6 protein-coding genes are annotated in these 13594 nt (G+C 70.8%); 3 read left to right on the forward strand and 3 right to left on the reverse strand.

What is annotated here, in order from left to right:
* Positions 1 to 89 precede the first annotated feature (89 nt).
* Entirely contained in the window at positions 90 to 6929 is a 6840-nt protein-coding gene (gene uvrA, locus ACG2DA_RS03165) for an excinuclease ABC subunit UvrA (RefSeq protein WP_395254016.1), read from the reverse strand.
* A 221-nt stretch (positions 6930 to 7150) separates the two neighbouring features.
* A complete protein-coding gene (locus ACG2DA_RS03170) occupies positions 7151 to 8278 on the reverse strand; it encodes a lactonase family protein (RefSeq protein ID WP_395254017.1) in 1128 nt (375 codons plus the stop codon).
* Between the two features lie 128 nt (positions 8279 to 8406).
* Here ACG2DA_RS03170 and ACG2DA_RS03175 point away from each other — a divergent pair, with 128 nt between their 5' ends.
* Positions 8407 to 9315, forward strand: a complete 909-nt coding sequence (locus ACG2DA_RS03175) for a GHMP kinase (protein ID WP_395254018.1) — start codon at positions 8407 to 8409, stop codon at positions 9313 to 9315.
* A gap of 63 nt (positions 9316 to 9378) precedes the next feature.
* Here the strand turns inward: ACG2DA_RS03175 and ACG2DA_RS03180 are convergent, their stop codons facing one another.
* The gene (locus ACG2DA_RS03180; protein WP_395254019.1) at positions 9379 to 10182 is read right to left on the reverse strand and encodes an enoyl-ACP reductase; all 804 of its coding nucleotides are present in this window, start codon (positions 10180 to 10182) and stop codon (positions 9379 to 9381) included.
* A 140-nt stretch (positions 10183 to 10322) separates the two neighbouring features.
* Here ACG2DA_RS03180 and cls point away from each other — a divergent pair, with 140 nt between their 5' ends.
* Both cls and ACG2DA_RS03190 read left to right on the forward strand, forming a co-directional pair.
* Complete coding sequence (cls, locus tag ACG2DA_RS03185) at positions 10323 to 11813, forward strand: cardiolipin synthase (RefSeq protein WP_395254020.1); 1491 nt, start codon at positions 10323 to 10325, stop codon at positions 11811 to 11813.
* 258 nt (positions 11814 to 12071) lie between these two features.
* Positions 12072 to 13553, forward strand: coding sequence for a nitrogen regulation protein NR(II) (locus ACG2DA_RS03190; RefSeq protein ID WP_395254021.1), 1482 nt, complete (start codon positions 12072 to 12074; stop codon positions 13551 to 13553).
* The last annotated feature ends 41 nt before the right edge of the window (positions 13554 to 13594 follow it).

The following is a 13594-nucleotide window of genomic DNA, read 5'->3' on the forward strand; positions in this document are numbered from 1 at the left end:
TGAACGGAGCGTCCCGGGCCCTCGAAGGGGCCGGGACGCGGGCGCGCCTCACTGCGCCCCGACGGGTGAGGGCCGGAGCCGCCCGCCCGTCAGCCGCCGGCCAACTCGGCCAGTAATTCCCGCAACCGCGGGTCGGAGGCCTGTTTGACGGTTTTGAACCGCATCTTCACCGCCTCGCCGCCGCGGTGCCGGGCGAGTTCCCGCTCCGCCCCCAGCGACGCCACCCGGCCGAGGGCGAGCGAACCGGGCTCGACGGGGATCGTCAGGTCCAGCCCTGCCGGGCGTTTGGTGTGCAGCTCCGCGAAGGCGGTCCCGTCGCCGTTGCGGGTGAAGGGGACGACGGTCTTCGCCGTCCAGTTCGCCGCGGCGTCCGGTACCGCGGCGGCGATGCTATCGGCGAGGGCGTCCAACACTTCCGGCTTCCACTTCGGCCGCCGGCCGACGAAACCCTGCGGCGAGGCGTGCCAGCGCCGGCCCAGCCGCTCCCACGGAGCCCGGTCGTCCTCCGCCTCGTCGTCTTGGGGGGCGGCGGCGTCGAGGTAGCTCGCCCGGGCCTCCTCCAGGAAGGCGTGGAAGGCCGGCGTGTTCACCTCGCTCAGCCAGTGCGGCTTGAAGGTGACCTCCTGCCAACCGCCGGCGAGGTTGCGGGTGCGGACCCGTTTGTCGGAGCCGTACGTCGGCAGGTCCAGTTCGTCCGCCGGCGCCCAGGGGAAGCGGCGCCGCAGGGCGGCCTGGTCGAAGGCGTCCTGCTTCACGCGGAAGGTGAGGGCGCAGAACCACTCCTGAGCGGTCTTGGCGTGCAGGAACCAGGTCGCCGGCTTCTCCTCGCCGGTGACCTCGACCACGGACCGCTCGCCCCAGTTCGGCTGCGCGAAGCCGCCGAGGTCCTCCAGCGTCGCCACGACGTGGGCCAGCAGATCGCCCTCCCACCGGGCCGGCTTGCCGTTGTGGGCGAGGCGATCGCGGGTGTGCCAGCGCTTGCCGTCGGCCTGCCAGGGAGCCTTTTCGTCCTTGCCGAACCTGGCGAGCGTGGTGTCGCCTTCCCGTTCGGCGGCTTCCTCCTCGACGTCGAAGGCGGCTCGCTCCGCCCGGCCGCCGTCCTCCAGCACGGGGCGCAGCAGGCGGGCGGTATGGCTGATCTCCGCGGCGTCCCGCACCACGTCCTCCGGCGTGCCGTCGGCGACGATCCGCCCGCCGCCGCTGCCGGCCTCCGGGCCGAGGTCGATCAGCCAGTCGGCCGTTTTGATGACGTCGAGGTTGTGCTCGATCACGCACACCGTGTTGCCGCGTTCCACCAGCCCGTTGAGCACCTCGAGCAGCTTGGCGATGTCCGCCAAGTGCAGGCCGGTGGTCGGCTCGTCCAACAGATACAGCGTGCGGCCGGCGTCCGGCCGGGCCAGTTCCGCGGCGAGCTTCACCCGCTGGGCCTCCCCGCCGGACAGCGTGGGGGCGCTCTGGCCGAGCGAGAGATAATCCAGCCCGATTGCCTTCAACACCCCCAGCACGGCCCGGATTTTGGGCACGTTTTGGAACAGGTCGTAGGCCTCGCCGATCGACATCTCCAGCACGTCGGCGATCGACTTGTCTTTATAGGTGACGGCCAGCGTCTCCGCGGTGTACCGCTTCCCCTCACAGGCGTCGCAGTCGACCCACACGTCCGGCAGGAAGTGCATTTCGATCTTTCGCTGCCCCATCCCCTCGCACACCTCGCAGCGTCCGCCGGGGCGGTTGAAGGAGAACCGGGCCGGTTTATAACCCCGCGCCTTCGCCGCCGGCAGGCGGCAGTACAACTCGCGGATCAGATCGAACACGCCGGTGTAGGTCGCCGGGTTGCTGGCCGGCGTGGCGCCGAGCGGGGCCTGGTCGACGGCGACGATTTTCGACAGGTGCTCCGTCCCCGTCAGCGAGCGGAACGGCCCCGGCGTCTTGCCGCTCTGCCCCAGCGCCCGGGCGATCGCCGGCGCGAGCGTGCCTTCTATGAGCGAACTTTTCCCGGAGCCGCTGACGCCCGTTACGCAGACCAGCGCCCCCAACGGCAGCGTGAGGTCCACGTTCCGCAAATTGTGGTGCTTCACGCCCTTCAACGCGACGGCGGGCCCGTCGCAGGGCCGCCGCGTCGCGGGAATTTTGATTTCGTCCCGGCCGGAGAGGTAGCGGCCGGTCGTCGAGGATTTTTTCCGAGCGACCTGTTTCGGCGTGCCCTCGGCGGTCACCGTTCCGCCCAGCCGGCCGCTGCCGGGGCCGAAATCGATCAGCCGGTCGGCGGCTTCGATGACTTCTTTATCGTGCTCCACCAACACCACGGTGTTGCCGAGGTCCCGCAGCTTTTTGAGGGCCTTCAGCAACCGCCCGTTGTCCCGCGGGTGCAGGCCGATCGTGGGTTCGTCGAGGACGTACAGCACACCCGTCAGGCTGCGCCCGACCTGCCCGGCGAGGCGAATCCGCTGCGACTCCCCGCCGGAGAGCGTCGGCATGGAGCGGTCCAGCGTGAGGTAGGTCAGACCCACCTCGACGAGGAAGCCGAGCCGATGTGTCGCCTCCTTGAGCAGGTCGCCGGCGACCTTTTGTTCGCTCCCCTTCAATTCGACCGAGTTGAGGAAGGCGAGGGCGTCTGTCAGCGGCAGGCGGCACAGCGCCGGCAGCGTTTGGCCGCGGAAGCGGACGGCGGCGGCGTCGTCTCGAACGCGGTCGCCGTCGCACTGACTGCACGGTTTATCGCCGACGAGGTCCCGCAGGCGTTGCCGGTATTGATAGCTCAGCCGGCTGGCCTCGGTCAGGCTGGGGTAGAGCCCTTTGTATTGCAGCCGGTACGCCGGGCCGTCTTTCGGCGAGACCGTCACCCACTTCTCTCCGCCGTAGAGCACCGCCCGGCGGGCGTGGGCGGGGAGGGCGTCGAACGGGGCGTCCAGGTCGATCCCGTAGGTCTCGGACAGACCCTCCAAGATGGCGGCGAATTGGGGGTTCGTCGCCGGATCCGGCCAGGCGGTGACGGCCCCGTCGCGGAGGGAGCGGGTCGGATCGGCGATCAGGGCCGACTGGTCCGTGCCGCGCTCGTTGCCCAGCCCCTCGCAGGCGTCGCACCAGCCCAGCGGCGAGTTAAAGCTGAAGTTCTGGGGAGAGAGCGGTTCGAAGCTGCGGTCGCAGGTCTCACAGGCGGCGTGCAGGCTGAACCGCTTCGTCGGCCACTCCGGCTCCGGCTTCGACTTCTCCGCGATCGCCACGCGGATCACCCCGCGGCCGAGGTCCAGCGCCTGCTCGATGCTGTCCGTCAGCCGGCCGACCTGCGCCGGATCGAGCGCGACACGGTCGACCACCACTTCTAAAACGTGCTCCTCTCGCCGGTCGAGCTTCGGCGGGTCCGCCAGCGGGTGCGTGTGCCCGTCCACCCGCACCCGGCTGTAGCCGCGGGTTTTCAATCGCTCGAATAATTCCTCGTACGTCTCCCCTTTAAAGATTTCTTGCGGGGCGAGCAGCAGGGCCTTGGCGGGGGCGCCGTTGCCGTATTTTTCGTTGAGGTTGATCACCCGGCCGACGACTTCGTCCGTGGTGCTCGTGCCGACAGGCGTGCCGCAGGACGGGCAGTGGGGCGTGCCGAGGCGGGCGAAGAGAATGCGGAGGTAGTCGTAAATCTCCGTGACGGTGCCGACGGTGCTGCGGGGCGTGCTGCCGACGGTTTTCTGCTCAATGGCGACGGCGGGGGAGAGCCCGGCGACGGAGTCGACCCGCGGTTTGGGCATCTGGCCGAGGAACTGCCGCGCGTAGGCGGACAGGCTCTCGACGTAGCGCCGCTGGCCCTCGGCGTAGAGGGTGTCCATTGCCAGCGAGCTTTTCCCGCTGCCGCTGGGACCGGCGAAGACGCTCATCTTGCCGCGGGGCAGCGTCAGGTCGACGTTTTGCAGGTTGTGTTGCGAGGCACCTTTGACGGTGATCGGCGGCGTCTTCGTCGGCGGGGCGGGCTTGGGGGCGACGACGGTCTTCCGCTTGTGCTCGTAGGCCGGCAGCACGTCGCGGAGGGCCCGGCCGGTGAAGCTCTCGTCGCAGGCGGCGACCTGCTCCGGCGTGCCGGCGACGACCACCCGCCCGCCGCCGGCCCCGCCGTCGGGGCCCATGTCGATGATCCAGTCCGCCGTTTTAATGACGTCGAGGCTGTGCTCCACGACGAGCACGGTGTTCCCTTTATCGACGAACCCGTGCAGGACGTCCAATAATTTGTGCACGTCCGCGAAGTGCAGGCCGGTCGTCGGCTCGTCCAGCAGATAGAACGTGCTGCCGGTGCTCCGCTTGCCGAGCTCCCGGGCCAGTTTAATCCGCTGGGCCTCGCCGCCCGACAGCGTCGGCGACGGCTGGCCAAGCTTCAGATAGTCCAGCCCCACGTCCGCCAGCGTTTGGAGCAAGCGTTTGATCTTGGGCACGTTTTCGAAGTGCTCCAGCGCCTCGGCGACGTCCATGTTGAGCACGTCGGCGACGGAGGCCCCTTTGAACTTCACCTCCAGCGTTTCCCGGCTGAACCGGCGCTCCTCGCAGACGGGGCAGGGGACCCAGATGTCGGCGAGGAAGTCCATCTCCAGCTTCGTCGCCCCGTGTCCCTCGCAGTGCTCGCACCGGCCGCCGGGGACGTTGAAACTGAACCGGCCCGGTTTGAACCCCCGCAGGCTGCTTTGCGGCAGCTTGGTATACAGGTCGCGGATCAGGTCGAAGACTTTGACGTACGTCGCCGGGTTCGACCGCGGGGTGCGGCCGATGGGCGACTGGTCGATGTCGATCGCTTTATCGAAATGCTCCAGCCCAAGAATTTCCGCATGGGCGCCCGGCTCGCCGTTGCCGCCGTTGACGTCGCGGTTCAACGCCTGCCAGAGGATGTCGTTCGTCAGCGACGACTTGCCGGACCCGCTGACCCCGGTCACGCACACCAGCGCCCCCAGCGGAATCTCGGCGGTGACGTTCTTTAAATTGTTGTGCGTGGCGCCGCGGACGATCAGCTTTTCGCCGGACCCGGCCCGGCGCGTCTCCGGGACCTCAATGGTCCGTTTGCCGCTGAGGTATTGGCCGGTCAGGCTCCGCGGGGCCTGCATCACGTCGGCGACGCTGCCGCTGGCGACCAGTTCGCCGCCCCGGACGCCGGGGCCGGGGCCGAAGTCGACCACGTGGTCGGCGGCCCGCATCGTCTCTTCGTCGTGCTCCACGACCAGCACGGTGTTGCCGCGGTCCCGCAAATCGCGGAGCGAATCCAACAGCAGGGAATTGTCCCGCGGGTGCAGGCCGATGCTGGGCTCGTCGAGGATATAAAGCACCCCCACCAGCCCGCAGCCGATCTGCCCGGCGAGGCGAATTCGCTGGGCCTCCCCGCCGGAGAGCGTCGGGGCGCTGCGGTCCAGGGAGAGATAGTGCAGCCCGCACTTCAACAGGAAGCCGAGCCGGCCGCGGATCTCCTTGATCGCCTCCGTGGCGATCACGCGGTCGGTGTCGGACAGCACGAGGTCCGTGAAGAACTCCGCCGCGGCCCCGATCGGGAGGGCGCAGACCTCCGGCAGGCTCAGTTCGTCCCGGCCGTGCTCTTCGACGAAGGTCTCTGAGGCGGTTTTGAGGCGGACGTGGTTCGCCTGTTTATTGAGCCGCGTGCCTCCGCAGGCGCTGCAGGGACGGGTGAGCATGAACTTTTCGAGCTGCCGGCGCCGCATCGGGTTCTTGGCGTCGCGGTAGGACTCCAGCAGTTCGTTCAGAAAGCCGGCCCATTCGCCGCCGTGCTTCCAGCCGCCGCGGCCCTTCCAGTGGAAGGTGACGTGCCGGTCGCCCAGCCCGTCCAGCCACGCCCGTTGCGCCGGCTCCGGCAGTTTTTGCCAGGGCGTTTTGAGGAAGGTCTTCTTGGTGAGGTTATAGTCCTCCTCGATCGCCGCAGCGACGCCCTCGTAAATGTGCTTCTTCCACTTGCCGAGATCTTTGAACGGCTTGAGCAGGTTCAGGGCGCCGTTGCGGAGGGCCTTCCGCTCGTCCGCGACCAACAACTCCTCGTCGAACTCGTGCCGGACGCCGAGTCCCTGGCAGGCCGGGCACATGCCGGCGGGGCTGTTGAAGGAGAACAGTTGCGGACTGGGCGGCTCGTAGCTCATGCCGCTTTCGGGGCATGAATAGTCGGCGCTGTAGAGCTTTTCCGGCCCGTCCTCCGGCACGACGAGCAACGTGCCGCCGGAGAGCTTCAACGCCTGCTCGACGGCCTCCGCCAGCCGGGTACGGGACTGCTTGCCGGCTTGCAGGCGATCGACGACCACCTCGATCGTGTGCTTGAAGTGCCGCTTCAGCGCCGGCGGGTTGGAGAGGTCGCAAACCTCCCCGTCCACCCGCGCCCGCAGGTGGCCGCGGCGGGCGAGGTCTTCGAACAGGTCGCGGTATTCGCCCTTCTGGTTCTGAATGAGCGGGGCGAGGATCGAATACTTCGTGCCCGCCTCCGTCTGTTCGATCGCGGCGACGATCTGATCGGTCGACTGAGCCCGGATCGGCAGGCCGGAGACGTAGCAATAACCCTGGCCGACGCGGGCGTAGAGGACGCGGAGGTAGTCGTAGACCTCCGTGATCGTGCCGACGGTGCTCCGCGGGTTCCGGCCGGCGGTCTTCTGCTGAATGCTGATCGAGGGGGCGAGCCCGCCGATATGGTCCACCTCCGGCTTCGGCATCTGGCCGAGGAACTGCCGGGCGTAGCTGGAGAGGGATTCGACGTACCGCCGCTGCCCCTCGGCGTAGAGGGTGTCGAAGGCCAGCGAACTCTTGCCGCTGCCGGAGACGCCGGTGAAGACCACCAGCTGGTTCTTCGGGAGCGTCAGCGAGACGTCCCGCAGGTTGTGCTCCCGGGCGCCGCGGACGGTGATCTCCGTCGCCGTGCCGCCCCCCTTCGTACGGCGGGAGCGGGAGGACTTGGCGGACTGCTTCGCGGGCATCGGCGGCGGACGGCGGGGGCCGGGCGGGGGCCGCGGACGCACGGTCGGCCCCGTTCGCGCCGAACGGCGGCGGGCCTCCCTGCAAGCCGCGGGCGATACCGACGTCCCGTTTCCGGACGGGAAACCGCCGGGGAACGCACCGGGGAACGCCTGTATCGGTCCGGCATTCTGGCCGGGCGCCTCGGATCGTCAACCCGCCCGGCGGCCCGCCGGGGGCCGCGTCAGTTCGCGGGGAGGGGCAGCACGTCGACCGCCTTCGGCACGTTCACGCGGGAACCGGTCGGGGCGAGGGCGCCGGTTTCCAGGTTCACCCGGAAAGAAACCAGATCGTCCGACGCCTGCCCGCAGGCCAGCAGAAAGCGGCCGTCCGGGGTGAGGTTCATGCCGCGGGGGGTATCGACGGCAAGCGGTTCGATCTCCACGAGGGTGAGTTGGCCGTCCTCACCGATCGCATAGACGGCGGCGCTGTCGTGCCCGCGGTTGGTGACGTAGACGAACTTGCCGTTCGGGTGGACGCGGACCTCCGCGGTGCTGCTGTTCCCGTCGAAGTCCTCCGGCAGCGTGGGGAGGGTTTGCAGGGGCGTGAGCGTGCCGGCGTCGCCGTCCCAGGCGAGGGCGACGACCGCGTTGCCCATTTCCAGGCAGCAGTAAGCGAACCGGCCGTCCGGGGTGAACGCGACGTGCCGCGGGCCGCCGCCGGGGGGCGTGTCGGTCACGCTGTGCTGGGTGAGGGCGGCGGTCTGCGGGTCGACCTGATAGACGAGGATCTGGTCCAGACCGAGATCCGCGCAGAGCACGAACCCGCCGCCCGGCGCCGGGGTGACGCAGTGGGCGTGCGGGGCCTCCTGCCGGCGGGGGTTCACGCTGGAGCCCTCGTGCTGGGCGAGGGTGGCCGGCTCGCCCAGGGAACCGTCCTCCCGCACCGGATAGGAGGCCACGCTGCCGCCGCCGTAGTTCGCGGCGAAGACCGCTTCGCCGTCCGGGGAGACGGAGACGTGGCAGGCCCCCGCCTTCGCCCCGTCCGCGGCGGAGGGTTGGGCGTTGAGCTTCGTCAGCCCGCCGTCGTCGCCGAGGGCGAACGCCGTGACCCCGTCGGCCCGGCCGCCGCCGAACGCCTCGCTGACGGCGTAGACGTGCGACCCGTCCGGCGAGAGGGCGAGGAAGGAGGGGTTCTCGATCTCCGCGGCGAGCGTCGGCTCGCCGAGGGCGCCGGTCTTCGAGTCGAGCGTGACCCGATAGATCCCGCGGCTCTCGCCGTCGGTGTAGGTGCCGATCAGCACCTCGATCGGGGCGGCGGCGGCCTCGGGGGCGGCGGACATCACGGAGGCGATCAAAGCGGCGGCGAGCATCGCGGCATCGTAGCGGTGTCGCCGGCGGCGTGCAGGCGAGGCCGGACCGGGGCGTTCCCCGTGGCGTCGGCGGCGAGCGTCGGCATGCTCGATCGTTCCTCTCCTCCAACCACCGCCGGACCGCCCCCGTGCCCGACGACGCCCCGACCCACCGCGTTCGCGTGCCGACCCGCGCGGACTTCGCCGGCGGTTGGACCGACGTGCACGACTTCTGCGCGAGCGACCCCGGCGGCGGGGCGACGCTCTCCTGCGCGCTCACCCACGCCGTCGAGGGCGCCGCGTTCTGGCGGGGCGGGCGGTTCGAGCTGCACATGCACGCCAACCTGCCGGCGGACAATCACCTCGGCAGTTCGTCGTCGGCCGGCGTGGCCTACCTGCGGCTGAGCCGGGCCGTCGCCGGGAAGGAGCCCGCCGATGCGGTCGACCTCGCCGAGCGTTCCTACCGGCTGGCGGAACTCGTCGGGGAGAAGGGCGGCAAGCAGGACCATTACGCCGCGGCCCTCGGCGGCGTGCTGCATCTGCGGTTCCACGAGGAGAGCACGCCGGCCGACGTGCAGCGAATCGACCTGCCCGCCGACCGGCTGCGGGAGTTCGAGCGGGCGGTCACGCTCTGTTACGCCGGGGCGGAGGAGGACGCCTCCTCCGGCGGTTCGCACGCCGACGTCTGGGAGCGGTTCCGCGCCGGCGAGCCGGGGCTGGTCGAAACGCTGCGGGCGCTCCGCGAGACGGTCGCCCCGGCCCGGGCGGCCTTGGAAGGCGGGGACTGGGAACGGCTGGGCGAACTGACGACGGAGAACCGCGAACTGGCCCGGCGGCTCGACCCGGGCACGGTCACGCCGGGGCAGGACCGCGCGTTCGCCGCGGCCGCGGGGGCCGGGGCGTTCGGGGGGAAACCCTGCGGGGCGGGGGGCGGCGGCTGCCTGCTGCTCGTCGGCCCCCCGGACCGGCAGGCCGCGATCGAGGAGGCGGCCCGATCGGCGGGGGCGACGGCGATGCCGTTCCGCGTCGCGGACGCCGCCGCGGCGCCGCTGGCGTAAGGTCCGCTGGGCGGACCGTTTTCGTCCCTCCGCCTGATCTCTACGCGGTCCGCGGAGCGGACCCTACGCGGCGTCTTCCGGCGGGGCGGCGACGGCGTGGAAGCCGGCGTCCACGTGCAGGTTCTCGCCAGTGATTCCGCCGGCGGCGTCGCTCAGCAGGAACGCCCCGGCGCTACCGACCTCTTCCGCGGTGATGTTCCGCCGCAGCGGGCTGAAGGTCTCGTACAGCTTGCTCATCGCGGAGAAGTCGCCCACGGCGCTGGCGGCGAGCGTCCGCAGCGGACCGGCGGAGATCGCGTTCACCCGGACGTTCTTCGGCCCCAGTTCCGCGGCGGCGTACCGCACGCAGCACTCCAGCGCCGCTTTGCAGACGCCCATCATGTTGTAGCCGGGGATGACCCGTTCCCCGCCGAGGTAGGTCATCGCGAGGATGCTGCCGCCGTCGGTCATCAGCGGCTCCGCCCGCTTGGCGAGGGCCAGCAGGGAGTAGGCGGAGATGTCCATCGCCATTTTGAAGCCGTCGCGGCTGCACTGGTAGGTGGGGACCTTCAGGTCCTCCAAGCTGGCGAAGGCGATGCTGTGGAGCACGAAGTCCAGCTTGCCGTACTCCGCCTTCACCTTGTCGAACACCTCGTCCAGTTGGGCGTCGTCGGTGACGTCGCAGGGCAGCACGAGCTTCGGATCCCAGTCCTGCACCACCTTCATGCAGCGGTTGCGGGCCTTGGGGCGGTCCGGGTCGGCGTCCGGCAGGTGGGTGAAGGCCATCTGGGCGCCGGCGTCGTGGCACTGCTGGGCGATGGCGGCGGCGATGCTGCGGTCGTTGGCGATGCCGAACACCAGCCCGGTTTTGCCTTCCAGAGAGATCATCGGGGGCCGGGGTCGTTGTCGAGGTACGGTGGGGGAGAACGGGGCGGAGACCGTACCGGCCGGCGCCGACCGCGGCTAGGTTGCCGCGTCCCCGGCTTCCCCCCGCGCCCCGATCATTCCCCGTACCGGCCCCGCCCGCGTTGTTCGAGTTCGCCGAAACCTCCGCTCACTGGCTGGCGGATCGCTCCGCCTGGGCGTGGATCCCCCTGGCCCTGTGGTTTCTGTCGCTGGGGTTGATCCCCGCGGTGCTGCTCTCCCGCAGCTCCCAGCCGAGCGGGAAGGTGGCCTGGGTGCTGTCGATCATCGAGCTGCCGGTGCTCGGGGGGCTGCTGTATTTGATCTTCAGCGCCGGGCGGGAACGGAAATACGCCGCCTTGAAACGGAAGGCCGACGCCCAACTGCAGGACCTGCTCTCCGACCCGGACGAGGAGGACGCCGGCGAGGCCCCCGAGGCGCTGCTCCAAGTGTGGGAACTGTCCGGCGTGCTGGCCGGTCAGCCCGCCGCCGGCGGGAACGCGGTGCGGGTCTATTCCGACGCCGTCGCTGCGACCGATCGTCTCGTGGCCGCGGTCGACGCGGCGGAACGGTCCGTCTCGATGGAATTCTACATCTTCCGCACCGACGCCACCGGGGCCCGCGTCCGCGACGCCCTCGCCCGGGCGGCCCGGCGGGGCGTGGAGGTGCGGTTGCTGTACGACCGGTTCGGTTCGCTGGGCCTGACGAAACGCTTCCTCCGCCCGCTGACCCACGCCGGCGGCCGGGCCGAGACGTTCTCGCCCCGCGCCAACGGGCTGGTGGACCGCCTCCGGCTGAACATGCGGAACCACCGCAAAATCATCGTGATCGACGGGGCGATCGGCTTCACCGGCGGGTTGAACGTCGGCAACGAATACATCTCCGAGGACCCCGGCACCGCCCCGTGGCGGGACACCCTCGTGGAGGTCTGCGGTCCCGCCGCCGGCCGGTTGCAGCGGGTCTTCGCCCAGGACTGGCTGTACATCGCCGGGGAGGCGCTGACGGAGCCGCGGCTGTACCACGGTTACGAGGACTGCCCCGCGCCGGAGGGGGCCGAATGGGATCGGGACGTCGTGCTCCGCATCCTCGAAGACGGCCCGGACCGCCGCGACCGGGCTCACGAGAGCGTCTACAGCGCCGCGATCCATGCCGCGCGAAAGTCCGTCGAGCTGAGCACCGGCTACTTCGTCCCGACCGAGCCGATCGACCGGGCGTTGCAATGCGCCGCCCGGCGGGGGGTGAGGGTCCGGGTGATGCACGGCGGCCCCGGCTCCCCCCTGGCAACCCGCTGGGCGGCCCGCTGGCAGTACGCCGACCTGATGGACAGCGGCGTGGAGATCTACGAACGCAAGGCAGGCACCTATCACGCCAAGGCGCTGACGGTGGACCGCTGCTTCGGCCTCGTCGGCACCACGAACTGCGACACCCGCAGCTTCCGGCTGAACTTCGAACTGTCGCTGATCGCCCTCGACGTCGGGCTCGCGGAAACGCTGGCGGGGCAGTTCGATCGGGACCTGCGCACCGCGGTGCGGGTCGACCCGCAGGGGTGGGGCGACCGCCCGCTGCCCCGGCGGCTCGGCGAAGCGGCGGCGAGCCTGTTCAATCCGGTGCTCTGACCGCGCCCGGCGGGACGGTACGTTCGCCGGGCGGCCGCGCGGGCCGCCCGGTCCGGCGTCGTTCGGACCGGGCCTTTGCCGTAACAACCGCCCGGGGCCCGGGATGGGGCGCCGGTCGGGGGGCTTGTGACGGATCGGTCGGGGCGGATACCCTGCGCGTTCGCTCGTTCCCTGCTGGACGCTCCCTTGAGATCGCTTCGCCGGAGCAGTCAACCTACCGCCCAGGGCGGAGGTCCGTCCGGGACGCCGAGGGACGACGTGGAGACGGAGGCGCGGCGTCGGGCCGGGGCACTGACGGCGATCGGCCTGCTGCTGGCGGGAATCTTCCTGCTGGACCTGGTCTTCCCGCTGGGCGTCGCCGCGGGGGTGCCCTACATCGCCGCGGTGCTGCTCGCGTTGTGGTTGGACAGCCAGCGCCTCCGGCTGGCCGTCGCGGTGACCGCGGGGCTGCTGACGGTCGCCGGGTTCTTCCTGCCGGTCCCCCTGCACGGACCGGCGTTCTGGATCGGCTTGGAGAACCGGGTGATCGCCCTGTTCGCCATCGTCGTGACCGCGGCGCTGGGCCATCGGTTGCTGGCCCAGACGCGGGAGGTCCGGGAGCGGGAGCGGCGCCTGCGGGCGGTGCTGCTTGCGGCGCCGGACGCGATCCTCACCGTCGACGCCGACGGCCGCATCGAATCCTGCAACCCCGCCGCCGGAGCGATGTTCGGCCGGCGCTGCGAACTGCTGATCGGCACGCCGCTCTCCGCCCTGTTGCCTGATCTCGCCGACGATTCGCCGCCGGCCTCCCGGCTGCGGACCCTGGTCGCCCAACGCTCGGACGGCTCGCGGTTTCCGGCGGAGGTCTCCGTCAGCCGCTTCCCCCGGGCGGCGGACGCCGACGGGGCGTTGGGGAACCGGGGCGCCGGCGGGCGTCCCGGCGGCGAGGAGCCCGGCGCCCCGGAGCAGGTGGCCGTCGTCCGCGACGTCACCGTGCTCCGCGACGCGCAGCAGCAGACGTTGCGGATGGAACGCCTGGCGGCGGTCGGCGAAACGCTGGCGGTGCTTTCCCACGAGGCCCGCAACGAACTGCTGGCCTTCCGCATGGGCCTGAAGATTCTCGAGGACCGCCTCGACCCGCAGTGCTCCAAATTGATCGGGGACCTGCTGGCGAGCGAACGTCGCCTGTCGCGGCTGTTCGAGGACGTCCGCCATCACGCCGGGCCGATCCGCCTGAACCCGGGCCCCTGCCGGCTGCCGGACGTCTGGCGACGGGCCTGGAACGCCTGCGACCGCAACGGCCGCGAGGCGGAACTGATCGAGACGCTGCCCGACGCCGGGCCGGACGGCGGGGACGGCGCCTCCTGCGTGGCGGACGCGTTTCGGCTCGAGCAGGTGTTCCGCAACCTGTTCGAGAACGCCCTCGCCGCCTGCCCGGACCCGGTCCGCGTCGAGGTGCGGGTGAGCCGGGACGGGGCCGCCGACGGCCCGGCGCTGCGGGTCAGCGTTCGCGACAACGGGCCGGGTCTCACGCCGGAGGCCCGTCGCAAGGCCTTCGAACCGTTCTTCACCACCAAATCCGAGGGCACCGGGTTGGGGCTGGCGATCTGCAGCCGCATCCTCGAAGCCCACGGCGGCTCGCTGACCCTGCGGGAGCCGGCCGAGGCGAAGGGGGCCGGGCGGGGGGCCCAGTTCGACCTGATCCTGCCGTACTCCGACAACGCCCGCACGGCGGCGTTGCGAGAGATGATCAGGGTCTAAACGGCAGTCCGAGGCGCTGCCGGACCCGATCGTCGGGCTGC

The sequence above is a fragment of the Alienimonas sp. DA493 genome (assembly GCF_043951915.1).
Taxonomy (GTDB): domain Bacteria; phylum Planctomycetota; class Planctomycetia; order Planctomycetales; family Planctomycetaceae; genus Alienimonas.

What these genes read in the sequence shown, in the direction of transcription:
- uvrA (WP_395254016.1), bottom strand. Translation starts at nt 6,929, where the DNA reads ATGCCCGCGAAGCAGTCCGCCAAGTCCTCCCGCTCCCGCCGTACGAAG.
- ACG2DA_RS03170 (WP_395254017.1), bottom strand. Translation starts at nt 8,278, where the DNA reads ATGCTCGCCGCCGCTTTGATCGCCTCCGTGATGTCCGCCGCCCCCGAG.
- ACG2DA_RS03180 (WP_395254019.1), bottom strand. Translation starts at nt 10,182, where the DNA reads ATGATCTCTCTGGAAGGCAAAACCGGGCTGGTGTTCGGCATCGCCAAC.